Here is a 25,424-nt window from a genome sequence, read left to right as displayed (position 1 = left end):
ATAAAACTACTCCGCTATGCGGACAGCCGTGGTCCGCTTTGCTAGGGGCTGAACTAGCGTCCAGCCCGGCTCCGCGCCTCGTTCAGCGGCACCAGCCGGGTCTCCCACAGCCGGCGTACGGCGGACACCAGTTCCTCGGGCGTGCCGGTGTTGTGCAGGACGACGTCGGCCGCCTCCGCCCGCTGTTCGGGAGTTGCCTGCGCCGCGATGCGGGCGCGTGCGGCCTCGGGATCCATCCCCCGCATCCGGACCATGCGGTCCAGCCGGACATCCTCGGGTGCCTCGACCACGAGGACAAAATCGAAGTTCCCGGCCTGGCCGGTTTCCACCAGCAACGGGATGTCCTGGACCAGGATCCCGTCCGGCGGGGCCTCCGCCGCAAGCTGCGCTGCCCGCGCCCGGACCAGCGGATGGATGATGCCGTTCAGCACGGCGCGGCGTTCCTCGTCGCCGAAGACCACTGCGGCCAGCGCCGGGCGGTCCAGCGAGCCGTCAGCGGCCAGGATCCGAGGGCCGAAGGCCTCGACGACGGCGGCCATGCCTTCCGTGCCCGGCTCCACCACTTCACGGGCCAGGGCATCGGCGTCCACCAGCACGGCGCCGCACTGGACGAGGGTCCGCGCGACCAGGGATTTTCCGGCAGCAATCCCGCCGGTGAGTCCAACCTTGAGCATGCCCCCACCCTACCGCCGTCGCGGACCGGAACCGCCTACTAGACTGGAAGGGTGAGCGATATCGACGCGGCGGCGGGGCGCTACACCACCGTCGCCCGTGAACACCGCGCTGAACTTGAAATCCGACGCTCACGCTTCATCACCGTGCTGCGCCGCACCGAAACCGAAGAGCAGGCGCGCGCCCTGGTGGCGGACCTGCGCCGCGAGTTCCACGATGCCCGGCACCACTGCAGCGCCTTCGTGCTGGGCCCCGCGCGCGAGGTCCAACGCTCCAGCGACGACGGCGAACCGTCCGGCACCGCCGGTATCCCGATGCTGGAAGCGCTCACCAAACGGGAGACCTTCAACGGAGCGACCGACCTCAGCGACATCACCGCCGTGACCGTCCGCTACTTCGGCGGGATCCTGCTCGGTGCGGGCGGGCTGGTGCGTGCCTACTCCGAGTCCGTCTCCTCGGCCCTCGACACCGCGCCCCTGCTGCGGCGCCGGCGGATGCAGCTTTACGGCATCCCGGCCGGGCACTCAGCGGCCGGACGGTTGGAAAACGACCTCCGGACCGCAGGCATCAGTGTGCTGGGCACCGATTATTTGGCCGCCGGTGCCTCCATCAACGTTGCCCTGCCGGACACCCCCGACGCCCTGGCTGCCTTCCATGCCAGGCTCGCTTCCCTGACCGCCGGAGCCTCCGAACCGGTCCCCCTCGGAACAGAATGGATCGACCGTGACTGACCCCGCACCGGGCCGGACCGACTTCGACTTTTCCCGCCTGCGCCGCAGGCCGGACGTCGAAGCCCCCAACCTGCAGGCCTGGGACGCCGCCGACACCCTTCTGCTGGACACGGCCGCGCCGGACCTTTCCGGAGCAGCAAACCCGGACCAGCCCGGCGTCGTCGTCATCGGCGATTCCTACGGCGCGCTCACGCTCGGAGCCGCGGCCCGGCATGGACTGCGACGCCTGCGTGTCCACCAGGATCCGCTGAGCGGCGAACAGGCGCTTGATGCCAACGCCGCGGACCTGGGGTTGCCGGACGTTTTCAGCCACCATGCCCTCACGGCGCCGCTGGCCGAAGGCGCCCGCCTGGTGCTGCTGCGGCTCCCCCGCTCGCTTGCCGCCCTGGAAGAGATCGCTGCGCTGATCGCGGCCAACGCCGCACCGGATGTGACGGTCTACGCCGGCGGACGGGTCAAACACATGACCCCGGCCATGAACGAGGTCCTCGCCCGCTACTTCGGCTCCGTCACCGCCGGGCTCGGCCGGCAGAAATCCAGGGTCCTGACGGCGGCCTCGCCCCTTCCGCCGGAGCAGCTCCCGGAACCGGCCTTTCCGGTCTCCCAACGGCACGACGTCGGCCTGGCGCAGCCGCTGGAACTCTGGGCCTACGGCGCTGCGTTCGGCGGAACTGCACTGGATCCCGGCACCCGGTTCCTGCTGCCACACCTGGCCCAGGCCCGCGCGGCCCGGCGCGCCGTGGACCTTGGCTGCGGGACCGGCACCATTGCCGCCTACCTCGCACTGACCAGGCCGGACCTCACGGTGCTGGCCACCGACCAGTCAGCCGCTGCTGCCGCCTCCGCCGCCCGCACCCTGGCCGCCAACGGCGTGGCGGACCGCGCCGTCGTCACCCGGGCCGATGCGCTGGGCCCGCTGCCGGACCGCTCGGAAGAACTGGTGGTCCTGAACCCGCCGTTCCACATCGGTGCCGCGGTACATGCCGGCATCGCGCTCAAGCTTTTTGCCGATGCCGGACGTGTCCTGCAGCCCGGCGGGGAGCTCTGGACGGTTTGGAACAGCCACCTGTTGTATAAGCCCGCCCTGGCCAGGCTGGTCGGTCCCACCCGTGAAGTGGCCCGCAACCCGAAGTTCACGGTCACGGTCAGCACCCGGCGCTAAAGGCCGCACCGCCGCATCCCGTCCCCGGCCTGCCCGGGGACGCCTTTTTGTGCACCAGAGAGCGCTCTCTTGACAGTGGCGCAGATCACTCCTAGCCTGTAACCGACGCGTAGAGAGCGCTCTCTCAGACTCCGCTCCCGCCGCAGGAACCACTTTTCTTTCCTCCCGCTTTCGTCGGATCACGCCACCCGAGCACCAGGCACGGTCTACCACCCGGGATCATCAACTGCTTTACCCACACACAAAGGAGTGACCGTGAAGAATTTCCGACATCCCGCGGCGGCGATTGCAGGTGCTGCCGTAGTAGCCCTGCTGGCCGTTGGCTGCGGCGGCGGCGACAGCGAAGCTGCCAGTGAAGACAATCCCCTGAAGCTGACCGTCACCACCTTCGGAACCTTCGGCTATGACGATCTGTATGCCGAATACGAGGAAGCCAACCCCGGCATCGACATCCAGGCCAACAACATCGACCGCGGCGCCAATGCGCAGACGGACCTCTTCACCAAGCTGGCGGCCGGTTCCGGCGTCAGCGACGTGGTGGCCCTCGAAGAGGGCTGGCTCGGTGCGGTCATGGACGTCTCGGACCAGTTCGTGGACCTGAACGAGTACGGCGCGGAAGATATCAAGGACAACTGGGTGGACTGGAAGTACAAGCAGGGCACCGACGCCGACGGCCGTGTCATCGGCTACGGCACCGATATCGGACCGCAGGGCCTGTGCTACAACGGCAAGCTGTTCGAGGAAGCCGGCCTGCCGAGCGACCGCGAAGCCGTAGCGGAACTCTTCGGCGGCGACGACGCAACCTGGGACACCTACTTCGAACTTGGCAACCAGTACCACGAGAAGACCGGCAAGGCCTGGTACGACCAGTCCGGATTCGTCTGGAACTCCATGGTGAACCAGATGAAGGAGGGCTACTACACTGCCGACGGTGACTTGAACATCGAAGGCAATGACGCCATGAAGGAACAGTTCATGCAGCTTGCTGCCGGAACCCAGGCAGGCCTCTCCGCCAACGAAACCAAGTGGGACTGGGGAACCGGCAAGGCGTTCACTGACGGCTCCTTCGCCACCTTCGTGTGCCCGGGCTGGATGCTGGGCACCATCCAGGAACAGCTGGAATCGGCCGGCGGCGGCGCGGACTCGGGCTGGGACTTCGCCGATGTCTTCCCCGGCGGTGCATCGAACTGGGGCGGCGCGTTCCTGGCAGTCCCCGAAACCTCCGAGCACAAGGAGGAAGCGGCGAAACTCGCAGCCTGGCTCACCGCTCCCGAGCAGCAGGTGAAGCAGTCGGCGGCCGCCAACAACTTCCCCAGCACCATTGAGGCGCAGGAACAGCTGGCGGAGGATGCAACTCCCAATCCGATGTTCAACAACGCCCCGACCGGCGCGATCCTGGCTTCCCGCGCAGAAGGCGTGGTCGCCCAGTTCAAGGGCCCGGACGATTCGGTAATCCAGGAAAAGGTCTTCGGTGTGGCACTGACCCAGCTTGATTCGGGCAAGGTCGACGGCGAGGGTGCCTGGAATGAAGCAGTTCAACTCCTGAACGAGCTGGTAGTCAAGGACTAGTACCCAGCGGGGCCTCCGGGGAACCGGAGGCCCCCTGATGGACTGTGAGAATCGATATGACCGTAACCATGAAGCCGCCCGCGCCCGCCGCGCCGCCGGAGAAAATCAAACCCACGTTTAGGCAGCGCCTGAACGTCTGGGACGTCAAAGCCTCTCCCTACCTGTACATTTCACCGTTTTTCGTGCTCTTCGCACTGGTGGGCCTGTTTCCGCTGGTCTACACGTTCTACGTTTCGCTGTACGACTGGCACCTCCTGAAGGGCCAGGGCGACTTTATCGGACTGGGGAACTTCGCCGAGGTCCTCGCCGACCGCTTCTTCTGGAACTCGCTTTTCAACACGATGAGCATTTTCCTGCTCTCGGCGATTCCGCAGCTGGCGGGCGCCCTGGTGATAGCCGCAGTCCTTGACCAGAACATCCGGGGCAAGACGTTCTGGCGCATGAGCGTGCTCATCCCCTACGTGGTGACGCCGGTTGCCGTAGCCCTGATTTTCACCTACATGTTCAACGAGCAGCATGGCCTCATTAACAGCGTGCTGAGCAACTTCGGCATAGATCCGATCATGTGGCGGACCGAAACCTTTCCCAGCCACGTGGCGGTGGCATCCATGGTCAACTGGCGGTGGACCGGCTACAACGCGCTGATCCTCCTGGCCGCCATGCAGGCAGTTCCGCGCGATATTTACGAATCCGCCGCTATCGACGGAGCCGGTGCCATCCGGCGCTTCTTCAGCATTACCCTGCCGAGCATCCGGCCCACCATGATCTTCGTGGTCATCACCTCCACGATCGGAGGACTGCAGATCTTCACCGAGCCGCGCCTCTTCGATCCCACGTATGCCGGCGGCCCGGAGCGCGAGTTCCAGACCACCGTTCTTTACCTGTGGGAGATGGCCTTCCAGCGGCAGGATTTCGGAGCTGCATCGGCCATTGCCTGGCTGCTGTTCCTCATCATCATTCTTTTCGGAGTCCTCAATCTGGCCTTGTCCAGGCGGATAGCGTCATCCGACGGCAAACGGCAGCGCCGCCGGCCCGCAGTGAAAGGGAAGCAAAAGTGAGTATCGTCGAAAAGACCGCGCCGAGGACCCAACCGCGGGCCCCGCGCCGCCGCCCGGCGCTGCGGCACCGGATCCTGGGCAACGGCCTTCGCCCCGGCTATCTGACCTACGGCCTGCTGCTCGCTTTCTTCATCGGTTCCGCCTACCCGCTGTGGTGGTCCGCAGTGGTGGGCAGCCGGTCCAATGAAGCGCTGAGCCTTACCTGGCCTCCGTTGCTGCCAGGCGGGAATTTCTGGAAGAACGTTGCCGAGGTATTCGACACCATTCCGTTCTGGACGGCGTTGTGGAACAGCATCCTGATCTCGACCATCATCACTGTTTCCGTCGTGATGTTCTCCACCTTGGCGGGGTACGCCTTCGCGAAGCTGCGTTTCCGCGGGAACAACGGGCTGATGGTCGCAGTGGTGGCAACCATGGCCATTCCGACCCAGCTCGGAATCATTCCCCTGTTTATGGTGATGCGGCACTACGGCTGGACCGGTGATATCGGTGCCGTCATCATCCCGACGCTCGTGACGGCCTTCGGCGTGTTCTTTATGCGCCAGTACCTGGTGGATGTCATTCCGGACGAACTGATCGAGTCCGCGCGGATGGACGGCGCCAACATGATCAAGACGTTCTGGCATGTGGCCCTGCCCGCGGCGAGGCCGGCAATGGCCATCCTCAGCCTGTTTACGTTTATGTCTGCGTGGACGGACTTCCTGTGGCCGATGCTTGTACTCGACGCCGGCAACCCCACCCTCCAGACCGCTCTAAGCCAGCTGCAGTCCAACCGGTATACCGACTACGCGGTGGTCCTTACCGGTGCCGTGCTGGCAACCATTCCCCTGCTCATCCTTTTCGCGGTGGCAGGAAAACAACTTATATCCGGAATCATGCAGGGAGCAGTGAAGGGTTAATGACGAACAACGCCACGGAGCGAAGGAATTTTCCAGCGGGTTTTATCTGGGGATCCGCCACAGCGGCGGCCCAGGTCGAAGGAGCCGCATGGGAGGACGGCAAGGAAGACTCCGTGTGGGACACGTTCGCCCGGACCCCCGGAAACGTGAAGAATCTCGACACCCCGGCAGTTGCAGTGGACCATTACCACCGCATGCCTGCCGACGTCGCCCTGATGAAGGACCTTGGACTGGACTCCTACCGCTTCTCCACCAGCTGGGCACGGGTGCGGCCGGGAGACCGGGGCACCAGCAGTGCTGGGCTGGACTTCTACTCCCGCCTGGTGGATGAACTGCTCGGCGCCGGGATCCTGCCCTGGCTCACCCTCTACCACTGGGATCTGCCGCAGGCCCTGGAAGAGAAGGGCGGCTGGGCCAACCGGGACACTGCGTACCGCTTTGTTGAGTACGCGAATGATGTTTACTCCGCCCTTGGGGACCGGGTGCAGCATTGGACCACCTTCAACGAACCGTTCTGCTCGTCCCTGCTGGGCTACGGATCCGGGGTACACGCTCCGGGCCGGCAGGAACCCCGCGCCGCCATCGCAGCGGTCCACCATCAGCACCTCGCCCACGGCATGGCTGTCAACGAACTCCGTTCCCGCGGCGCCCAGCAGCTGGGCATCACGCTGAACCTCAGCAACTCCATCCCGCGGGATGCCTCCGACCCCGTGGACCTGGAAGCGGCACGGCTCTTTGACTCCCTGCAGAACCGCATCTTCCTCGACCCCATCCTTCGGGGCGCCTATCCGGAGGATTCGCTGAAGGACCTGGAGCCGTTTGGTTTGGCCGAGGCCATCCGTCCGGGCGACCTGGAGATCATCGGGACCCCCATCGATTTCCTGGGAGTGAACCATTACCACGATGACCAGATCAGCGGACACCCGGACACCAGCGGCGCCGACGGCCATTCCGGCGGCGCCGGGCGGCCCGTGGCCTCCCCCTGGATCGGCGCCGAACACATCACGTTCCCGAGCCGCGGCCTGCCCCGTACCGCCATGGGCTGGGAGGTCAACCCCGACGGGCTCCGCCGGCTCCTGGTCCGCCTGGGCGAGGAGTACACGGACCTGCCGCCGCTGTACATCACCGAAAACGGGGCTGCCTACGACGACGTCGTGAGCGATGACGGAAGCGTGCCGGATGCCGAACGCACCGGCTTCATCATGGACCACATCGCCGCGGTCGGCCGTGCGATTGACGCGGGAGCAGACGTCCGCGGCTACTTCGTGTGGTCCTTGATGGACAACTTCGAGTGGTCCTGGGGCTACAGCAAGCGTTTCGGTATTGTCCGGGTGGATTACGACACCCAGGAACGCACGGTCAAGGACAGCGGCCTTGCCTACAGCCGGCTGATCGCGGCCAGCCGGGACGAGGATTCCGGCACCCGTGGGACGGCTACCGCCTCGATGGTGTGACGTCCCGTAAACTGGGCACCGATCGGGCGTCTCGGCCCTCAGTCGCGTAGGAGAAAACTGTGAGTGCTGAATCCGGCCAGGCGCGCCCCGCCCCGACCCTGGAAATGGTGGCCGCCCTGGCCGGCGTTTCCAGGGCCACGGTGTCCCGGGTGGTCAACGGTTCGCCTTCCGTTGACCCGAGCATGGCCGACTCGGTGGAAAAGGCCGTCCGGGCGCTGAACTATGTCCCCAACCGCGCCGCCCGGACCTTGGCCAGCCGGCGGACGTATACGGTGACGCTGCTCGTTCCGGAGTCCACCTCCAAGGTCTTTGCGGATCCCTTCTTCGCCAGCGTGGTGGAAGGAATTGCCCGTTACCTGAACACCACCGAGTACATGCTCAACATGGTGACCTCCTCGGAATCCAACCCGGAGAAAACCCGCCGCTACCTGCTGGGCGGAAACGTGGACGGCGTCCTGGTGGTTTCGCACCACACGGGCGACCATTCCTGGGAGCGGTTGAACGGTCAGCTGCCGGTCGTTTTCGCCGGGCGTCCCCTGGTGGACGCCGGTCAGAGCTACTTCGTGGAAGTGGACAATGAGGAAGGCGCTGCGGCTGCCACGGCCAGGCTCACCGGCGCCGGACGGCGGAGCATTGCCACGATCGCCGGGCCGCAGGACATGCTTGCAGGTGTGGACCGGCTCGCCGGCTGGCGGGCCGAAGTCCGCCGCGCAGGCCTGGATGACGCCCTGGTGGAGACCGGAGACTTTACCGTGGCCTCCGGAGCGGCCGCGATGCGCCGCCTGCTGGACCGCGGCAGGAACATCGACGCGGTCTTCGCGGCAAACGACCAGATGGCGTCGGGTGCTTATTCGGTGCTGCAGGAACGGGGGCTGCGCATCCCGGAGGATGTCGCCGTGGTGGGCTTCGACGACGACTACTACGCCACCAGCCTTAGTCCTGCCCTGACGACCATTCACCACCCGATTACCGCCCTCGGTGGAAAGATGGCGGAGGTCCTGGTGGACCTGATAGAAGGCCGGCCCACTGAACGGGTGAACCGCCTGCCGACATCGCTGGTGGTCCGGGACTCGGCCTAGATGCTCTCAGTGGCCTTCGAGTATCTGCGCGAACTCGTCCGGCGTGACGATCTTGATGCCCAGCTCCTGCGCGCGGAGGAACTTACTGCTTCCCGGCTCGGCACACACCAAGAGGGACGTGGTTTTCGAGACCGAACCGGCTGCGCGGCCTCCATGGGCTTCGATTAGTTCCAGGGCACCCGCCCGGGTCAGGGAGCCCAGCGCGCTGCCCTTCAGAGAGCCGGTGATGACCACATTCATGGCCTCCCCCTCAGGGGTGGTCAGCCTGGCTGCCCTGGCAGCCTTCAATGGTGCGGCCGCCGGGGTGCCCATATTCACCCCGGCCGCGGCCAGGCGGTCAATGACCGGCCCGTTGTCCTTCAGTGCTGCATGGATAACTTCCGCCTTGGCCTTGCCGATGCCTTCGACACCCGCGAGCTCTTCCACCGACGCGCACCGGAGGTTCTCCATCGTCCCGAAGCGTGCGGCCAGCCGGCGGCCGAAGGTCCGTCCGGCGTAGCGCATGGCCAGGGCGGTGATAACCCGGTTCAGCGGCCGGGACTTGGCCTGCTCAATTTCGGCCATGATTTTTTTGGCCTTCTTAACCCCGAGCAGCCGGTCCGCACCCGGTTCTCCCGTGCCCAGCCTCAGGTTGGCTAGCTGATCCTCGGTCAGGTGGAAGATGTCCGAGACATCCCGGACCAGATCCGCTTCGATAAGGGCGTCCCCGGTGGAGCCGCCGACGCCGTCAATATCCAACCCGGCGTCGCGGGAGACTGCGTAGGAAATCCGCCCGGAAACCGAGCATTCGGGATTTGTGCACCGCCACAGCTCGGTGGACTTATCGAAGTCCCGGCCGCATTTTGGACAGCCGGCCGGCGGTTCCCACGGGAGGGAAGACGGGTCCCGAAGGTCCGCCCGCGGCAGGTGGACCTGCGGAATGACGTCGTTGGCCTTGTACGCCATGACCGTGTCCCCGACGCGGATGTCCTTCTTCAACAGGTCCTGGACGTTGTGCAGGGAGGCGTATCCGATCGTGGAACCGTCCACGTCCACGGGCGTGAACCGCGCACGGATGGACAGCCGTCCGGTCTTACCGATCTCGAGTTCTATGTCTTCAATGACGGCAGGCACCTGCACCGGCGGGTACTTGTAGGCCACCGCCCACTTGGGGGCATGCGGTCCCTCCCCCAGGGCTTTCCGATCTGCGGCAGCGGGCACCTTCAGGACGGCGCCGTCGATGGGGAAACCCAGGTCAGAACGGACCGCACCCAGGGCAGCGACCGCTGCCATCGGGTCATCCGCAGCCAGGACGACCTGCGGCAGCAGGGAACGCGCCGTCGTGAAGCCCAGGGCTGAAAGTTCCTGCATCGCGTCCAGGTGGTCGGCGTCCCCGCCGAGCGTGTATGCCGCGAAGGAGAACAGTCCGGCGTAGGTGCTGCCGTCCTTGTTCAGCATTCCGGCTACGCCGTTGCGGGCGTTCCGAAACGGCGCCTGGCCCGCCGCGGCGCGGATCGCGTTGGCCTGTCCCAGGTTCGCCTCGTTCAGGTACAGCTCCCCGCGGACTTCGAAGTCGCCTGTACCGGCGGCTTCCGGCAGCCCTTCGACGCCGCGGACCTTGACGGTGACGTCTTCACCGGTGTAGCCGTCGCCCCGCGTGGCAGCGGAAAAGAGGCGCCCGTCCCTATAGCGGACGATAATTGCCATACCGTCGATTTTCGGTTCAACCACTGCATCGGGATGCGCAGCGGCGAACTCGATGACCTTCTCCTCGCCGGGCTTTTCCAACGACCCGGCCGGCGAGGCATGCTCGACGTTCCCGCCTTCGGCTCCCCCATGGCCGACAGCCGAGTGCAGCCCGTGGGAGGCGGAGATGCCGTTGGCCGTTTCGTAGGCCAGGATAGCTGCCAGCAGAATGTCGAACCGGTCGTCCGGCATTTCCTCGATGTCGGTCTGTTCGTAGGCCCTCGCCGCGGACAGGGCCTGCGCCACCAGCTGGTCGTAATTCTCCGCGGTGATGTTGAAGTTCCTCATACAGAACCCGTCATGGGGAACGCCACTTCCGGACCCAGCCAGAACAGGAACAGCATGAACCAGACGAGCAGTGCCGCACCGAACCACCACCGCGCCGCCGTCGGATGCTTCAACCGGCGGAGCACGGCATAGCCGCCCCACGCAAGGCCCAAGGCGACGAACGGGCCGGGGCACAGAAACAGGGACATAACCTCGTATTTCGCTCGTTCCCCGGACTCATCGGAAGCGCCCTGCGTCATGCCGAGATTGATAAAGACAACGAATGCCACGAGCGTGGTATAGGCACCAACTAAGACGGTGAGTACCGAGGCGGTCATCAGGGCAGCAAACTCGGCACCGGATCTGGCCTTCGCCGGGTGGCCGTAAGGCGTTTGCGGGGAAAACTGCTGCGGATAAGACTGCTGCGGCGGCACAAACGGCCCCTGCCCCGGCCGGTCCCCTTGTTCCGCCATGATCTCCCCCTGATCGACATCGAAAAACCGTTCTCCGGCCTACCCTAGGGTGGCCGCAGGCTGGTCCGCACACAGACACGCCCGCACACGCAAAAGCGGGCCCCCACCGAAGTGGAGGCCCGCTTTAGGCAGTTACACGGTCCGGCTTACCGGACAGCGGAACCAGTGGGAATTAGTTTCCCGTGAGCTTCTCGCGCAGTGCAGCCAGGGCTTCGTCGGAAGCCAGCGTGCCGGCACCCGTCTCGGCAACGGCCGGCTCGGAGGAGTAGCTGGTGGTGCCGGAATCGGTGGATTCCGAAGCAGCAGCGATGTCCTCGGAGTTGTGCTGGGCGACCTGCTTCTTGTGGGCTTCCCAACGTGCCTGGGCATCAGCGTACTGCTGCTCCCAAGCGGCGCGCTGGGTTTCGTAGCCTTCGAGCCATTCGTTGGACTCGGGGTCGAAGCCCTCCGGGTACTTGTAGTTGCCGGCTTCGTCGTACTCTGCGGCCATGCCGTACAGAGCCGGATCGAACTCGGTGCCCTCGGGATCGACGCCCTCGTTGGCCTGCTTGAGGGACAGCGAGATGCGGCGACGCTCGAGGTCGATGTCGATGACCTTGACGAACAGTTCGTCACCAACGGAGACAACCTGCTCGGCGAGCTCCACGTGGCGGACAGCCAGTTCGGAGATGTGGACCAGGCCTTCGATGCCGTCTTCGACGCGAACGAACGCACCGAACGGAACCAGCTTGGTGACCTTACCCGGAACAACCTGGCCGAGGGCGTGGGTGCGGGCGAAGGTCTGCCACGGATCTTCCTGCGTAGCCTTCAGCGACAGGGAGACACGCTCGCGGTCAAGGTCAACTTCCAGAACCTCAACGGTGACTTCCTGGCCAACTTCGACAACCTCGGAGGGGTGGTCGATGTGCTTCCAGGACAGCTCGGAAACGTGAACGAGGCCGTCTACGCCGCCAAGGTCCACGAACGCACCGAAGTTGACGATGGAGGAAACAACGCCGGGACGAACCTGGCCCTTTTCCAGCTTGTTGAGGAACGTGGAACGAACCTCGGACTGGGTCTGCTCGAGCCAGGCACGGCGGGACAGAACAACGTTGTTGCGGTTCTTGTCCAGCTCGATGATCTTGGCTTCGATCTGCTGACCGATGTACGGAGCCAGGTCGCGGACGCGACGCATCTCCACGAGGGATGCCGGCAGGAAGCCGCGCAGCCCGATGTCGAGGATAAGACCACCCTTGACAACCTCGATGACGGTACCGGTAACGACGCCGTCTTCTTCCTTGACCTTCTCGATGTCGCCCCAGGCACGCTCGTACTGAGCACGCTTCTTGGAGAGGATCAGACGGCCTTCTTTGTCTTCCTTGGTGAGCACCAGGGCTTCGACCTGATCGCCGACGGAGACAACGTCTCCGGGATCAACGTCGTGCTTGATGGAAAGCTCGCGGGAAGGGATGACACCCTCGGTCTTGTAACCGATGTCGAGCAGGACCTCGTCGCGGTCAACCTTGACAACGGTACCTTCGACGAGATCGCCGTCGTTGAAGTACTTGATCGTTGCGTCAATCGCGGCGAGGAAGTCCTCGGCAGTACCGATGTCGTTGATGGCGACCTGCGGGGTACCGGACTTCTCGTTGGTGGTGATGGTCATGTAGTTGGGACTCCGATGTGGAAGTTGTTTTGTATTCCGGACTGGTTTCCACTAACCGGCGGTTGGGCCGGGTGGCCCCCGCAGGCAAGATACTTGCCCAAGTGAATGCCAAAGGCACGAAAGTGCCGAGGACGAACAGCTTGTTTGCCCGGAGATGGACAGGATTGGTTATAACTTGCGCTATTACGCGCCCGATCAGTCTAGCCGGACCCGCCAACGCAGGTCAAAGGGAACAGCTGGGCCGCGGTGGAAAAATACCTGCCCGCCACGCAAGTGGTTAGAAATGCGTGCTGCAGTAAGGCGCCGGCCCGGCCGAAAACAGCTCGTCCAGTACGCCTAGGGCAGCGTCCCCGGCCTGCACTGATCCGGCTGCCGCCAGGGTCCGCGCACTCACGGCCCCCAGGTACAGGGAACCGAGTGCAGCGGCAGTCAGCTGCACCCGCGGCGTATCCGCGTGTTCCCCGGCTGCGGCCGGACGTGCGGTTCCGACGCCGCCGCGTACCTCGAGCAGGAAAGTTCCCGCTGCCAGCGCCATCGGATCTTCGACGTCGAGCACTACGGCGCCGTCGCCGAAGTATCCGCGGGCCCCTAGTGCGGCCGCGGGATCCAGGATCCGCAGCCACAGGACGTCCTCGACGTGCTTTACCTTGTAGCGCCGCCGGTCAGTCAGCATCCAGGGCAGCGGATCCTCGACCGGGGCCTCGGAGAAGGTCAGCCGGTCCACCAGGTCGATGGATCCGAGGTAGCGCCACAGCTCGCGGTAGGCCTCGTCGCTGGCCGCCACCAGGTCGGTGATCTTCACCGTATGCGGCTCGTTCTGCCAGCCCAGCGACTTGTAGGCCGCATATCCGTCCGGGACGCCGTCGGCGTTGTACCGGAGGACACTGCGCACGGCCGTGTCCGGTTCAGTGTTTTCCCCGCTCCACTTCCCGGCAGCACGCATGGCGTACGCATACTGCCGCCCCAGGGCGCCGAACGTGCGTTCCAGGTGTGCCCGGAAGATTTCCGGCACGAGCCCCCGGAGCTTATCGGCGTCGGCAATCGCGATGCTGCCACGCGGCGGGGCCGTGAATTCGAGGCCGCCGCGGGTGTCCAGTTCGACGCCGGCGGTGGAGGTGGCAGCTCCGAACCCGAAGCGCCCGTAGATGGTTGCCTCGGACGCCGTGAGGGCGGCCAGCGCCAGGCCGGAGTCTTTGGCCCGGGTGAGGTCCGCGGTAATCATCCGCCGCAGGATACCCCGGCGCCGGTGCGTGGGCCGGACGGTGACCGCCGTGACCAGGTGCGTGGGCAGCAATTCACTTCCACCGACGTTCAGGTCATTGACCATGGTCCCGTAGGTCGCCACGGGCACTGCCGGGTTCCAGGCGTACTCCGGCAGGCGATCGTCGTACACCGCGGTCAGGATGCGGCCGTCCCGCAGGTAACCGTCCACCTGGGCAGGCAGCCGCTCCTCTTTGGTGCGGTCCTCGTGGAAGCCCAGGTTAACGGCGTCGAACCACCCGGCGGTCCGCTCGTCCGCCTTGGCCGGGTCCGCGGCGTCGTACCCGGCCGGGAAGGAAGCGAACCGCAGCCCGTCCGTGGTGCTGTCCGTGCTGTGGTCCGTACCCATGGTTCCCCCTGTGTTTAGGCGGCAGCGCCTAGTGCCCGGCCTCGTGCCAGCTGATGCCCTCGCCGACGGAGACATCCAGCGGAACGGACAGGTCCGCCGCGGAGCCCATCTGGGCCCGCACCAGCTTCTCCACCGCGTCCCGCTCCCCTGCGGCGACTTCGAGGACCAGTTCATCATGGACCTGCAGCAGCATCCGGGATTTCAGCCCCTGCGCCTTCAGCTCACTGTCCACACCGAGCATGGCCTTCTTGATGATGTCCGCCGCGGATCCCTGGATGGGGGCATTGAGTGCTGCCCGTTCGGCCATTTCGCGCAGCTGCCGGTTGTCGCTGGACAGGTCCGGCAGGTAGCGGCGGCGGCCCTCGATGGTGGAGGTGAACCCGTCCTTGCGGGCCTGCTCGACGACGCCGCGCAGGTAATCGCGCACGGCACCGAACCGCTCGAAGTAGTCACGGATGAGGGTCCTGGCCTCGTCCACCGGGATGGCCAGCTGCTTGGACAGGCCGAAGGAACTGAGCCCGTAGACCAGGCCGTAGGACATTGCCTTGACCTTGGAGCGCATAGCACTGGTGACCTCTTCGGGGGCCACGTTGAACACGTGCGACCCGACGAAGCGGTGCAGGTCCTCGCCCGCCTGGAAGGCGGAAATCAGCCCTTCGTCGCCGGAGAGGTGGGCCATGATCCGCATTTCAATCTGCGAGTAGTCCGCGGTGAGCAGCGAATCGTAGCCTTCACCGACCACGAAGACTTCGCGGATGCGGCGGCCCTCTTCGGAGCGGATCGGGATGTTCTGCAGGTTCGGGTTCACCGAGGACAGCCGTCCGGTGGCGGCCACTGTCTGGGCATAGGTGGTGTGGATGCGGCCGTCGTCGGCGACGGACTTCCGCAGGCCCTCTACGGTGGAGCGCAGCTTGGACGCGTCGCGGAAGGCGAGCAGCTGCTCCAGGAACGGATGTCCGGTCTTCACGATCAGGTCCGTCAGCGCATCGGCGTCGGTGGAGTACCCGGTCTTGATCTTCTTGGTCTTCGGCAGGCCGAGTTCGTCAAAGAGGACGGCCTGCAGCTGCTTCGGGGACCCGAGGTTGATTTCCTTGCCGATGATCCGGAAGGCCTCGTCACTCGCGCGGGTGATGGTGGCGCTGAAATCGTCCAGCAGCCGGTCCAGCTTCTCGGAGGACACCGCAATACCGGCAAGCTCCATTTCGGCGAGGACCTCGGACAACGGAAGTTCCAGCCCGCCGAGCAGCTGGTTGGCGCCGCGCTCCACGAGCTGGCCCGCAAAGTGCTCGCTGAGCCGCAGGGCGGCAAACGCCTTGGACACGGCGGGTGTTGCCGCGTCTTCGTCCCCGAGGGACAGTTCCAGCTGGTTGCTGGCGGCCGCCGCGGGAACAATGTTCATCTTCAGGTGGTACTGGGCCAGGTCCGCCAACTCGTAGCTGCGGCGGTCCGGCTGGATCAGGTAGCCCGAGATTGCGGTGTCATCGACCTCGCCGGCCAGGTGCAGGCCGCGGGCTGCCAGTGCCTTGTAGGCTTCCTTGAAATCGTGCACCACCTTGGGTGCATCTCGGTCCGCCAGCCAGGCCGCAAGCACCTGTTCGGCGGCGGCGTCGAGCTCGGCAAGGGGTACGTAGGCCGCCGATGCGTCCGTCACCAGGGCGAGGCCGACGACGTCGCGCGCCCCGGCGGCACCCTCCGTCACCAACTGCACCGCGGTGCGGGCCTGGTTGCCGGCACGGAACCAGCCGTCCAGTTCCGCGGCGTCGGTGATGATGCTGTGTTCAGGGGCGGCCACTTCGGGGTGCGCGGCGGCCTCGCCCTCATCTTCCCCGTAGACGTCGAAGAGCCGTTTGCGCAGCGCGTTGAACTGCAGGGCGTCAAAGAGTTCCTCAATGGCCTCCCGGTCCGGCCGCTGGGCGGCCATGGCCTCCAGGTCCACCGGCAGGTCCAGGTCACGAAGCAGCCGGTTCAGGCGCCGGTTCCGCTTCACGTCCTCGATGTTCTCGCGCAGGGAGTCGCCTACCTTGCCCTTGATGGAGTCGAGGTTCTCGAGGATGCCTTCGAGCCCGCCGTAAAGCTTGATCCACTTGGCAGCGGTCTTGGGCCCCACGCCCGGGACGCCGGGCAGGTTGTCCGCGCTCTCGCCCACCAGTGCGGCGAGGTCGGAGTACTTGTCCGGCGGAACCAGGTATTTGGCTTCCACAGCTGCGGCGTCCATGCGCGGCAGGTCGGAAACACCCTTCTTGGGGTAGAACACCGTGACGTGGTCATCCACCAGCTGGAAGGCATCCCGGTCCCCCGAGACGACCATGACGTCCCAGTTGAGGGCCGACGCCTTCTCGGCCAGGGTTGCAAGGATGTCATCCGCTTCGTAGCCGTCCATGGACAGCGTGGGAATGCGCATGGCTTCCATGACCTTGATGATCAGGTCGATCTGTCCGTGGAACTCCTCGGGCGTCTTGTTCCGGCCGCCCTTGTACTCGGTGTATTCCTCTGACCGGAATGTAGGGGTGTCCAGATCGAAGGCCACGGCCACGTGAGTGGGTTTCTCCTCCTTGATCAGGTTGATCAGCATGGAGGTGAAACCGTAGACGGCGTTGGTGTGCTGGCCGGTGTCGGTGGAGAAGTTCTCGGCCGGGAGCGCGTAGAAGGCCCGGAACGCCATGGAGTGCCCGTCGATCACCAGCAGCCGGTTGTGTCCCCCGGCATTCACGGTTCCCAGGGAGGCGGGTGCTGTACCCGGGGTGGCCGGGTTTTCGACGGCGGTGGTGCCGTTATTAACGCTGCTCTTGCCGCCGTCTTCCGTGTCGCTCGTAATGTTGCCGCTAAGGGGGGTCGTGGCCAGTTTGGTAGATTCACTCACAAATGCAAGCCTAGTTGCCATGAGCGAGATTTTCACGCCGGGCCCTGCCGGCCGTCAGGCGGACACCAACCCCCACAAGCAGGAACTTATCGACGCCGGTGTCCCGGAGGAGATGCATGACTGGCTGGCTGCGCACGGCGTGGGCCGGCTGGTGGCGAAGCTGGGCATCCGCTTCCTCGAGATGTCAGCGGACCGGCTGGTGGCCACCATGCCGGTCGAGGGCAACGAACAGGTGGCGGGCATCCTGCACGGCGGCGCGCACCTTGTCCTCGCGGAGACCCTCGGCTCCTTCGGAGCCGGTATCCATGCCGGACCCGGGCGGCACGCCGTCGGGATAGAAATCGGTGCCACGCACCACCGGTCCGTGTCCTCGGGGCTGGTCACCGGAACGGCCACCGCCGTGCATCTGGGCAACACCCTCACCACGCACGAAGTGGTCATGACCGATGAGGAGGGCCGCAGGCTGTCCACGGCCCGCATCACGAACATGATCCGCGAGTCCCGCTAGGGCTCTTCAGTTGCACCGAATCCGTAACAGAGCCGCATGCTGCCGTCGGCGGACCGGCGGGCGCTGAGCAGCAGCGCCGGCCGTTCCGCGGCAAGGGGCAGCAGCGGACGGCCCTGCCCGAGCAGGACCGGATGCACCATCAGGCGCAGTTCGTCCAGCAGTCCGTGATGCAGGTACTGGCCGGCCAGGTCCGCGCCCCGCAGCCACACGTCTGAACCGTTGGCCGAGTCCGCGATGTCCGCCGCGAATTCCCCCACCGGACCGCGGACAAACATGATGTCCGCGCCGGGGACCGCGGGAAACTCGTGATGCGTGTAGACCCAGACGGGCCCGGGCGGACAGTCCCACGCGCCGGCGCCGCCCTCCCCGACCTGCCGCTGCAGCCGGGCATAGGTCCCCGCCCCCATCACGACGGCGCCGGCGTTCGCCGGCGATTCGGCCACCCGGAACCGGTCATTTTCCGCCTTGGCGGATTCGCCGCCGGGCGCACTGTCGGCGGTGAATCCGTCAAGGGATATCGAGGCGTAGTAGACAGTCCTCACCATGCCGCCATGGTAGCCAGCCGATGGTCAGACAGGTATGGGCTCCGCCACAGTCGGCGCCACCCGAGGAATAGGTTTGCGGGGCGCCGGGTTGCCGCCTACGGAACCACACTGCCGCTGTCAGCACCGCCTACGCGGGCGCAGGTCAGCGGCGACCTATAGGAAGAGTTACTTAGTGAGCCTGTTTTCCCCGATGACCGCCGGCAGCCTTGAACTGTCCAACCGCCTCGTGATGGCGCCGCTGACCCGCCAGCGGGCCGGACGCGAAGGCATCCCGGGTCCGATGATGGTTGAGCACTACAGCCAGCGCGCCTCGCTGGGCCTGATCGTCAGCGAAGGAACGTATCCCAGCCGTGAAGGGCAGGGATTCCCCGGACAGCCCGGGCTCGTGGACCCCGAGCAGCTGGAAGGCTGGCGCAGTGTCACCGACGCCGTGCATAACGCCGGCGGCCGGATCGTCGCGCAGGTCATGCATGCCGGCCGGGTGACCCATCCGAACATCAACGGCGGCGTCGACCTGGTAGCCCCGAGTGCCATCGCCGTGGACGGCATGTCCCACACATATGACGGCAAGCAGGCCTACACAGTGCCGCGCGCACTGGAAACCGAGGAACTGGCTTCCGTGACCGCGGACTTCGTGCGCGGGTCCCGGGCAGCGGTGGACGCCGGGTTCGACGGCGTGGAGCTGCACGGAGCCAACGGCTACCTGCTGCACGAATTCCTCTCTCCGGTAGCTAACCGGCGCACGGACAATTACGGCGGAAGCCCGGAGAACCGTGCACGGTTCGTCATCGAAACGCTTCAGGCAGTCGCGGCCGAGATCGGCGCCGACCGGGTGGGCCTGCGTATTTCGCCCGAACACAATGTCCAGGGCTGCCTGGAAATGGACCCGGAGGACGTGCTTGCCACCTACGGCGCCCTGCTGGATGCCATCGCCCCGCTCGGCCTCGCCTACCTGAGCATCCTGCACCGTGATCCCGCCGGCGAGCTGGTGCAGGCCCTCCGCACCCGCTTCGGCGGCAAGGTACTGCTCAACACCGGCTTCGGTCCCCTCACCACCCGCGAGGAAGCCCTGGCCATCATGGACGACGGGCTCGGCGACGCCGTCGTCGTTGGCCGTCCCGCCATCGCCAACCCGGACCTGGTGCGCCGCTGGCAGGAAGACCTGCCGCTGAACACCCCTGACGCGACGACCTTCTACTCCTTTGGACCCGAGGGCTACACGGATTACCCGTTCTACGAGGCTGCTTCGCAGAACTAAGCACCGCCAACGTAAAAGGCCCGCAGGATCAACTGATCCTGCGGGCCTTTTCTGTGGTGCTGAAGTATTAGCCGTGCAGCGCGGGAACGATCAGGTAGATACCGAACAGTACGGCTACAGCGCTGAGCGCGAAGCAGGCGAACGCCCCTGCCTTCGCCAGGGCAACGCGGTTGCGCGGGGTGGAGCCGGTCTCCGCATCGAGCGAGACCGCGTACAGGCGAACCCCGAACGAATAGATGCAGACCACGGTCAGCGCGGCGAGGAGCGTGACGCCGAAAACCGTCAGGTAGTCCATCCAGTGGATGTTCATTTGGAACCTTCCTTGACCTTGACCCCGGCAGCGGTGTTTCCGCCCTTACCGGAGTTGTTGTTCTTGCCGGTGCTGCCGTTCTTGCCCTTGCGGTTGTTCTTGCCGCGGCGCTTCTTGATGCGGACTACTTCGCCGGCATTTTCAATGTCGCTTACGGCGTTGTCGTGGTTGACCGGGCTGCGGCGGGACCACAGGAAGATGCCCAGGATGGTGAGGGTGCCAAGGATGGAGATTGCAACCACACCTGCAGTGCCCAGGGACGCGATGAGCGCCGCGATGGCACCCATAACGGCGGCGGCGGGAAGCGTGAGGAGCCAGCCGGCGCCGACCTTACCCGCGGTGCCCCAGCGGACCTCGGCGCCCTTGCGGCCCAGGCCCGAACCGATGACGGAGCCGGAGGCAACCTGTGTGGTGGACAGTGCGAAGCCCAGGTGGGACGACGCCAGGATGGCAGCGGCCGTACTGGTTTCGGCAGCAAAGCCCTGTGCCGGCTTGACCTCGGTCAGGCCGGTTCCCATGGTGCGGATGATGCGCCAGCCACCGGCGTAGGTTCCGGCGGCAATGGCAATGGCACAGGCTGCGACCACCCAGAACTCGGGGCCGGTTCCGGAAGTCTGCAGGCCGCCGGCAACGAGGACAAGGGTGATCACACCCATGGTCTTCTGGGCGTCGTTGGTGCCGTGAGCCAGGGCGACAAGGGAGGAGGAGAAGATCTGGGCGTAGCGGAAGCCGCCGCGCTTGCGGGGCAGCTTGTTGCCCGAATCGGGATCATGCCGGCGGGTGATCCGGTACGCCAGCTTGGTGGCGAGGTAGGCCACGAACAGGGCGATGCACGGAGCGATCAGCGCCGGCAGGACAACCTTGGACATCAGCACGGAGTAATCCACCGAACCGAATCCCGCACCGACTATGGCGGCACCGATGAGGCCGCCGAACAGGGCGTGGGAGGAACTGCTGGGCAGTCCCCGCAGCCAGGTGATCAGGTTCCAGATGACTGCACCCATCAGGCCGGCGAAGATCATGACCGGGGTTATCTGGATCCCGCCCTCACCTTCCTTGATGAGTCCGCCGGAGATGGTTTTGGCTACCTCCGTTGAGAGGAAAGCACCTACCAGGTTGAGCACGGCCGCCAGAGCGACGGCGGTTTTTGGCTTGATGGCGCCGGTGGCGATGGGGGTAGCCATCGCGTTGGCGGTGTCATGAAAGCCGTTGGTGAAGTCGAAGAATAGTGCTAGCGCGATCACCAGCGCGACCATAAGGGTGAGGTCCACCGCATACCCTAACTAAAGACGAGTGAAAGAATCCGCGCAGCGGGACATCCCTCGGCACGTGTTTCGCTGCCGACGCCCGCTTTACGCCAGATTGATCGTATGCGCTCGGACAGGCGCGTACCAAAGCGGCGGATGTGCCCTTGCTCTCCCTGATGGGCGGCCAGGGTCAGATCCTCAGGCCGGTGCGGGGCTCACGCCCTCCGAGTTCGACGTCGATCACGGTGTCCGGTGCGGGCAGGACCACGCTCCGGGTGTGCGTGGTATGAGCGTCCGGTTCAATGATGCTGAGGACATACTCGCCGGGTCCGGGCAGGGGCAGTTCGTAGTTGCCTCTGCTGTCCGAGCGGGCCGAGGCAGATACCTCTCCACCCGGCCGGACCAGAATCACCAGCGCATCCGCGACGGCACGGCCGGCATGCCGGATCCGTCCGGTGAGGGCCAGTTGCCGGCGGAAGTGGATGTCGTGGTGTACGGCCGTGCCCCGGATGGCCAGTACCTCCGAAACCGGCAGCCAGCGGGCCTGGCTCGCGACCATGACGTATTGGCCGTCGCCGGGGAGCAGGACGGCATAACCGCCGTCCTGGTCCGCGCGGTCCCAGTCCACCGGCCCGCCCGCGCTGTCCAGCACAGTGACGGTCCCCCGGCCCACGGGCCTGCCGTCCGCGGCCGACAGCAGCCGTCCGCGGACCATGAGCTCCCGCTTTTCCTCCGGCTGCGGCTGCCCCTGTCCCGCAACGGCATGCAGGTCCGGATGCGTGGCCTCATGCCGGCGGGACCGGGGAATCAGACAGGCGACGCCGGTGGCGGCCAGGGCGGCCAGGCCTGCCAGAACGAAGATGGTCCGGAACGCGTCCAGTGCGGGGAATGTGCTGCCGCCGGTGCTTATTGTCAGCGAGGCCAGGATAGTGGCCACTGCTGCGCTGCAGGTGGAGGTGCCTACGGACCGGAGCAGGGTGTTGAGGCCGTTGGCCGCCGCAGTGTCGGTCAGTGGGACGTTGCTCATGATGATGGTGGGCATGGCGGCCATGGAGATTGCCGTGCCGACCGACACAATCACGGCCCCGGTGATGATTTCCGGAACCGTCTGTACAAAGAGGACGCGTGCCAGATACCCCGCAGCCATAACGGCGCAGCCGGTCACCAGGGTGACCTTTGCTCCGTAGGTGTTGGTGATGCGCGCCGAAACCGGGGCAACCGCCACCATCGCCAGCCCTGACGGGATCATGGTGAGCCCGGCCGTCAGCACGCTCAGCCCGAACCCGTAGCCGGTTTCCTTCGAGAGCTGCAGCTGCTGCGTAGTGACCAGCATGTTCGCGTACATGGAGAAGCCCACTAGAACGGCCCCGATGTTGGTGAGCAGAACCGGACGGCGGGTAGACGTCCGCAGGTCCACCAGGGGCTGTCCGTTGCGCAGCTCCGCCGGAAACCAGAGTGCGAAGCAGACGGCGGCGGCGGCAAAAAGGCCCAGGACCGGATAACTGGTCCAGCCCCAGACCCCGCCCTTGGTAATGGCCAGCAATACGGCGGTCATGGCCGCCGACAGCAGCACGGCCCCGACGTAGTCAAACGGTGCCGGACTGCGGACCTTCGACTCCGGGACGAAGACGACGACGGCGGCAATCAGCACCGCGCCGATCACGCCCACTACCCAAAAGGTGCCCTGCCAGCCCAACCGCTCATAGACCAGCCCGGCAAGGGGCAGGCCTAAGGCGCTGCCGATGCCGAAGCTGGCACTCATCAGTGACACGGCGCCGGCGATCTTCTTCTGCGGCAGGGCATCCCGGAGGATGCTGATCCCCACCGGTATGACCGCACCGGCGAAACCCTGCAGCCCGCGGCCCACCAGGGCCCACGCGAAAGTCCCGCCGATGGAGGCCGTGAAGGCGCCGGCAACCATCAGGGCCATGGCCACCAGCAGCATCCGGCGTTTGCCGTACATGTCCGCCAGCCGGGAGACGATGGGCGTTGCCACCGCCGCGGAGAGCAGCGTTACGGTGACCAGCCAGGACACGTCGTCGGAGGTGACCCCGAAGATCCGGGGGTATTCCGGCAGCAGCGGAACCACTGCCGTTTTTTCGAGCGAGACAACTATGCCCCCGCATCCCAGCGTGGCAATCATCAGCCAGTCGGGGAACCTGCGCGCGCCCTTGCGTGCCGCATGCGGGGCAGTCATGCCGGTCCTTCGGGTTCAGCTCGGCGGGGGCCCTAGCCCCGCGAGATGGGAACCTTGGTTGATGTCGGTCCAACCTCCGGGACCGGCACGCGGATTTCCAGCACACCGTCGTTGTAGGTGGCAGTGACATTGTCCTGGCTGGCTCCGGAGGGCAGGGCTATTTCCCGGGTGAAGGACCCGTAACGGAACTCCGAACGATAGCCGTGCCGTCCCTTGTGCTCCGTTTGCTCCTTCCGCTCCCCCTTGATGTGCAGGACACCGTCGCTGACCGTGACGTCCAGGTCCTGTTCGGGATTGATGTTGGGCAGTTCGGCCCGGATCACCATGGCCGAACCGTCCTGGTATTCCTCGACCGGGAAGGCCGGAACCTCCCAGTCCCCCTCGAAGAATTTGCGGACCTGGTCGGGCAGTTCAAAACGCTCGCGGCGTGCAAGGGAAGCCATGGATATCTCCTTCTCTGTTGCCCGGTCCGGCGGCGCTGGAGCTAATTGGAGCTGCCGGGGCGCTGCGGCGCCGGGCGGAATGAACGGTGCCGCAAGGGTACGTCCGCTGCCCGGCGGTCCTCAATGGAAAACCGGCAAAACCCGGGCCGGGGACAGGGTTTCGCCGCCGTTTTGCTTGTGGTCCCGGCCCCCGGCATCCGAACCCTAGTCATGGATTTTCGGCGCGCGTAGAGTTTTTTCTGCGCGCAGCCCTGTGAGGACCCCACCGCCGTTCACTACGGCTTGATGGCAGTAGGCATACCGTCGATGAGAGGCTGACAAAAATGGCGCAGAATGATCCTGATTCACTTTCCGTCAATCCACTTTTTGCCCGGCCGGGCGAGGAAACCGCCGCCCCGAAGTTCCGGCTGAATGACAGTGAAATGCTGCCGGAAACGGCGTACCAGATTGTCCACGACGAAACCATGCTGGACGGCAATGCACGCCTGAACCTGGCGACCTTTGTCAGCACCTGGATGGACGACCACGCGAACCGGCTCTACAGCGAGACGTTCGACAAGAACATGATCGACAAGGATGAATACCCGCAGACTGCCCAGATTGAGCAGAACTGCTGGCGGATCCTCGCCGATCTGTGGCATTCCCCTTCCCCGGAGAACTCCATCGGCACCTCGACGGTCGGTTCTTCCGAAGCCTGCATGCTGGGCGGGCTGGCGTTCAAACGGCTTTGGCAGCATCGGCGCCGCAGCGAGGGAAAACCCACTGATAAGCCGAACCTGGTGATGAGTTCAGCGGTCCAGGTGTGCTGGGAGAAGTTCTGCAACTACTTCGACGTCGAGCCGCGGCTGGTGCCCATCAGTGAAGAGCACAAATGCCTGGACGGCTTCGAGTTGGAGAACTACGTCGATGAAAACACCATCGGCGTCGTCGCCATCATGGGCGTGACCTACACCGGCATGTATGAGCCGGTGAAGCAGATCGCCGCCAAGCTCGACGAGATCCAGTCCTCCACCGGCCTCGACATTCCCATCCACGTGGACGGGGCGTCCGGCGCCATGATCGCTCCGTTTATCCAACAGGATCTGGAGTGGGACTTCCGGCTGGAAAGGGTCCACTCGATCAGCACCTCCGGCCACAAATACGGACTGGTCTATCCCGGCCTCGGCTGGGTGGTCTGGCGGGAACGGCAGTGGCTTCCGGAGGACCTGATTTTCTACGTGAGCTACCTGGGCGGCGATATGCCGACCTTTGCCCTCAACTTCTCGCGCCCCGGTGCGCAGGTCGTCCTGCAGTTTTACTTGTTCCTGCGCCTGGGCCGCGAGGGCTATGCACGGATCCAGCAGGCATCGCAGGACGTGGCTCTGCACCTGTCGGGCGCGATCGCGGAGCTTGGCCCCTTCGAACTGTGGAACGACGGCTCCGACATTCCGGTGTTCGCCTGGCGGTTGAAGGATGGATACACGGACAAGTGGAACCTGTATGACCTGGCGGAGCGGCTCCGCACCAGGGGGTGGCTCGTGCCCGCCTATCCCTTGCCGGACAACCTCTCGAACCTGACGGTGGAACGGATTGTGGTCCGCAACGGGCTGAGCATGGACCTGGCCGAGAAACTGCTGGCAGACATCCGTCGGGAAACGACGTATCTGGAACACCTGAGCGCCCCCATGCCCCGCGAGGCGGAGCACCCCGGATTCCATCACTAATCAAAGAGGT

At 65.4% G+C, this 25,424-nt stretch carries 21 protein-coding genes; 10 read left to right on the top strand and 11 right to left on the bottom strand.

Annotation, left to right across the window (positions count from 1 at the left end):
• Positions 1 to 53: 53 nt before the first annotated feature.
• Positions 54 to 674, bottom strand: coding sequence for a dephospho-CoA kinase (coaE, locus tag N2K98_RS08830; protein WP_255865568.1), 621 nt, complete (start codon positions 672 to 674; stop codon positions 54 to 56).
• Positions 675 to 725: 51 nt separating this feature from the next.
• Here coaE and N2K98_RS08825 point away from each other — a divergent pair, with 51 nt between their 5' ends.
• The 7 genes from N2K98_RS08825 to N2K98_RS08795 all read left to right on the top strand — a co-directional run bounded on the left by N2K98_RS08825 (position 726) and on the right by N2K98_RS08795 (position 8,624).
• Positions 726 to 1,403, top strand: coding sequence for an IMPACT family protein (locus N2K98_RS08825; protein ID WP_255865567.1), 678 nt, complete (start codon positions 726 to 728; stop codon positions 1,401 to 1,403).
• Complete coding sequence (locus tag N2K98_RS08820; protein ID WP_255865566.1) at positions 1,396 to 2,565, top strand: class I SAM-dependent methyltransferase; 1,170 nt, start codon at positions 1,396 to 1,398, stop codon at positions 2,563 to 2,565. Before N2K98_RS08825 ends, N2K98_RS08820 begins: the two co-directional genes overlap by 8 nt.
• 255 nt (positions 2,566 to 2,820) lie before the next feature.
• Positions 2,821 to 4,134: an ABC transporter substrate-binding protein gene (locus N2K98_RS08815; RefSeq protein WP_255797756.1), complete on the top strand. Its 1,314-nt coding sequence runs from the start codon at positions 2,821 to 2,823 to the stop codon at positions 4,132 to 4,134.
• A 56-nt stretch (positions 4,135 to 4,190) separates the two neighbouring features.
• Positions 4,191 to 5,192, top strand: coding sequence for a carbohydrate ABC transporter permease (locus N2K98_RS08810; protein WP_255797757.1), 1,002 nt, complete (start codon positions 4,191 to 4,193; stop codon positions 5,190 to 5,192).
• Positions 5,189 to 6,091 (top strand): carbohydrate ABC transporter permease, encoded by a 903-nt coding sequence (locus N2K98_RS08805; protein WP_374200041.1) that lies wholly within the window; start codon positions 5,189 to 5,191, stop codon positions 6,089 to 6,091. Before N2K98_RS08810 ends, N2K98_RS08805 begins: the two co-directional genes overlap by 4 nt.
• Complete coding sequence (locus N2K98_RS08800) at positions 6,091 to 7,545, top strand: GH1 family beta-glucosidase (protein ID WP_255865565.1); 1,455 nt, start codon at positions 6,091 to 6,093, stop codon at positions 7,543 to 7,545. Before N2K98_RS08805 ends, N2K98_RS08800 begins: the two co-directional genes overlap by 1 nt.
• A 104-nt stretch (positions 7,546 to 7,649) precedes the next feature.
• Positions 7,650 to 8,624: a LacI family DNA-binding transcriptional regulator gene (locus N2K98_RS08795; protein WP_257794499.1), complete on the top strand. Its 975-nt coding sequence runs from the start codon at positions 7,650 to 7,652 to the stop codon at positions 8,622 to 8,624.
• A gap of 6 nt (positions 8,625 to 8,630) precedes the next feature.
• Here the strand turns inward: N2K98_RS08795 and ligA are convergent, their stop codons facing one another.
• The 5 genes from ligA to polA all read right to left on the bottom strand — a co-directional run bounded on the left by ligA (position 8,631) and on the right by polA (position 17,203).
• The gene (gene ligA, locus N2K98_RS08790; protein WP_255865563.1) at positions 8,631 to 10,637 is read right to left on the bottom strand and encodes an NAD-dependent DNA ligase LigA; all 2,007 of its coding nucleotides are present in this window, start codon (positions 10,635 to 10,637) and stop codon (positions 8,631 to 8,633) included.
• A complete protein-coding gene (locus tag N2K98_RS08785; protein WP_255865561.1) occupies positions 10,634 to 11,089 on the bottom strand; it encodes a hypothetical protein in 456 nt (151 codons plus the stop codon). The genes ligA and N2K98_RS08785 overlap by 4 nt, the downstream gene beginning before the upstream one ends.
• A gap of 172 nt (positions 11,090 to 11,261) precedes the next feature.
• Entirely contained in the window at positions 11,262 to 12,734 is a 1,473-nt protein-coding gene (gene rpsA / locus N2K98_RS08780) for a 30S ribosomal protein S1 (protein ID WP_227921792.1), read from the bottom strand.
• A gap of 277 nt (positions 12,735 to 13,011) precedes the next feature.
• Entirely contained in the window at positions 13,012 to 14,343 is a 1,332-nt protein-coding gene (locus tag N2K98_RS08775) for a GNAT family N-acetyltransferase (protein WP_255865560.1), read from the bottom strand.
• Positions 14,344 to 14,371: 28 nt separating this feature from the next.
• The gene (polA, locus tag N2K98_RS08770; protein WP_370646411.1) at positions 14,372 to 17,203 is read right to left on the bottom strand and encodes a DNA polymerase I; all 2,832 of its coding nucleotides are present in this window, start codon (positions 17,201 to 17,203) and stop codon (positions 14,372 to 14,374) included.
• Positions 17,204 to 17,222: 19 nt separating this feature from the next.
• Between polA and N2K98_RS08765 the strand changes: the two genes are divergently transcribed.
• Complete coding sequence (locus N2K98_RS08765) at positions 17,223 to 17,711, top strand: hotdog fold thioesterase (protein WP_255797764.1); 489 nt, start codon at positions 17,223 to 17,225, stop codon at positions 17,709 to 17,711.
• On the opposite strand, the gene N2K98_RS08760 is transcribed toward N2K98_RS08765, so the two are convergent.
• On the bottom strand, positions 17,708 to 18,256 hold the full coding sequence (locus tag N2K98_RS08760; RefSeq protein WP_255865559.1) for a dihydrofolate reductase family protein: 549 nt from the start codon (positions 18,254 to 18,256) through the stop codon (positions 17,708 to 17,710). The genes N2K98_RS08765 and N2K98_RS08760 overlap by 4 nt on opposite strands.
• Before the next feature lie 172 nt (positions 18,257 to 18,428).
• On the opposite strand from N2K98_RS08760, the gene N2K98_RS08755 reads away from it, so the two are divergent.
• A complete protein-coding gene (locus N2K98_RS08755; protein ID WP_255865558.1) occupies positions 18,429 to 19,514 on the top strand; it encodes an alkene reductase in 1,086 nt (361 codons plus the stop codon).
• A gap of 67 nt (positions 19,515 to 19,581) precedes the next feature.
• Here the strand turns inward: N2K98_RS08755 and N2K98_RS08750 are convergent, their stop codons facing one another.
• From N2K98_RS08750 to N2K98_RS08735, 4 genes are all read right to left on the bottom strand, one after another.
• The gene (locus N2K98_RS08750; protein WP_231703681.1) at positions 19,582 to 19,824 is read right to left on the bottom strand and encodes a hypothetical protein; all 243 of its coding nucleotides are present in this window, start codon (positions 19,822 to 19,824) and stop codon (positions 19,582 to 19,584) included.
• Positions 19,821 to 21,095 (bottom strand): inorganic phosphate transporter, encoded by a 1,275-nt coding sequence (locus tag N2K98_RS08745; protein WP_255865557.1) that lies wholly within the window; start codon positions 21,093 to 21,095, stop codon positions 19,821 to 19,823. The genes N2K98_RS08750 and N2K98_RS08745 overlap by 4 nt, the downstream gene beginning before the upstream one ends.
• 166 nt (positions 21,096 to 21,261) lie before the next feature.
• A complete protein-coding gene (locus N2K98_RS08740; RefSeq protein WP_255865556.1) occupies positions 21,262 to 23,268 on the bottom strand; it encodes an MFS transporter in 2,007 nt (668 codons plus the stop codon).
• Positions 23,269 to 23,300: 32 nt separating this feature from the next.
• Complete coding sequence (locus N2K98_RS08735) at positions 23,301 to 23,711, bottom strand: Hsp20/alpha crystallin family protein (RefSeq protein ID WP_229951982.1); 411 nt, start codon at positions 23,709 to 23,711, stop codon at positions 23,301 to 23,303.
• Positions 23,712 to 24,034: 323 nt separating this feature from the next.
• On the opposite strand from N2K98_RS08735, the gene N2K98_RS08730 reads away from it, so the two are divergent.
• A complete protein-coding gene (locus N2K98_RS08730; RefSeq protein WP_255865555.1) occupies positions 24,035 to 25,414 on the top strand; it encodes a glutamate decarboxylase in 1,380 nt (459 codons plus the stop codon).
• Positions 25,415 to 25,424: the final 10 nt, after the last annotated feature.

This window comes from Arthrobacter jinronghuae (assembly GCF_025244825.1).
In the GTDB taxonomy this organism is placed as follows: Bacteria; Actinomycetota; Actinomycetes; order Actinomycetales; family Micrococcaceae; genus Arthrobacter_B; species Arthrobacter_B jinronghuae.
This window is presented reverse-complemented; position numbering and strand designations above follow the sequence as displayed.

Coding starts and splice junctions, on each gene's coding strand:
- coaE (WP_255865568.1), bottom strand. CDS start 674: ATGCTCAAGGTTGGACTCACCGGCGGGATTGCTGCCGGAAAATCCCTG.
- N2K98_RS08810 (WP_255797757.1), top strand. CDS start 4,191: ATGACCGTAACCATGAAGCCGCCCGCGCCCGCCGCGCCGCCGGAGAAA.
- N2K98_RS08800 (WP_255865565.1), top strand. CDS start 6,091: ATGACGAACAACGCCACGGAGCGAAGGAATTTTCCAGCGGGTTTTATC.
- N2K98_RS08795 (WP_257794499.1), top strand. CDS start 7,650: ATGGTGGCCGCCCTGGCCGGCGTTTCCAGGGCCACGGTGTCCCGGGTG.
- ligA (WP_255865563.1), bottom strand. CDS start 10,637: ATGAGGAACTTCAACATCACCGCGGAGAATTACGACCAGCTGGTGGCG.
- N2K98_RS08785 (WP_255865561.1), bottom strand. CDS start 11,089: ATGGCGGAACAAGGGGACCGGCCGGGGCAGGGGCCGTTTGTGCCGCCG.
- rpsA (WP_227921792.1), bottom strand. CDS start 12,734: ATGACCATCACCACCAACGAGAAGTCCGGTACCCCGCAGGTCGCCATC.
- N2K98_RS08775 (WP_255865560.1), bottom strand. CDS start 14,343: ATGGGTACGGACCACAGCACGGACAGCACCACGGACGGGCTGCGGTTC.
- N2K98_RS08765 (WP_255797764.1), top strand. CDS start 17,223: ATGAGCGAGATTTTCACGCCGGGCCCTGCCGGCCGTCAGGCGGACACC.
- N2K98_RS08760 (WP_255865559.1), bottom strand. CDS start 18,256: ATGGTGAGGACTGTCTACTACGCCTCGATATCCCTTGACGGATTCACC.
- N2K98_RS08750 (WP_231703681.1), bottom strand. CDS start 19,824: ATGAACATCCACTGGATGGACTACCTGACGGTTTTCGGCGTCACGCTC.
- N2K98_RS08740 (WP_255865556.1), bottom strand. CDS start 23,268: ATGACTGCCCCGCATGCGGCACGCAAGGGCGCGCGCAGGTTCCCCGAC.
- N2K98_RS08735 (WP_229951982.1), bottom strand. CDS start 23,711: ATGGCTTCCCTTGCACGCCGCGAGCGTTTTGAACTGCCCGACCAGGTC.
- N2K98_RS08730 (WP_255865555.1), top strand. CDS start 24,035: ATGGCGCAGAATGATCCTGATTCACTTTCCGTCAATCCACTTTTTGCC.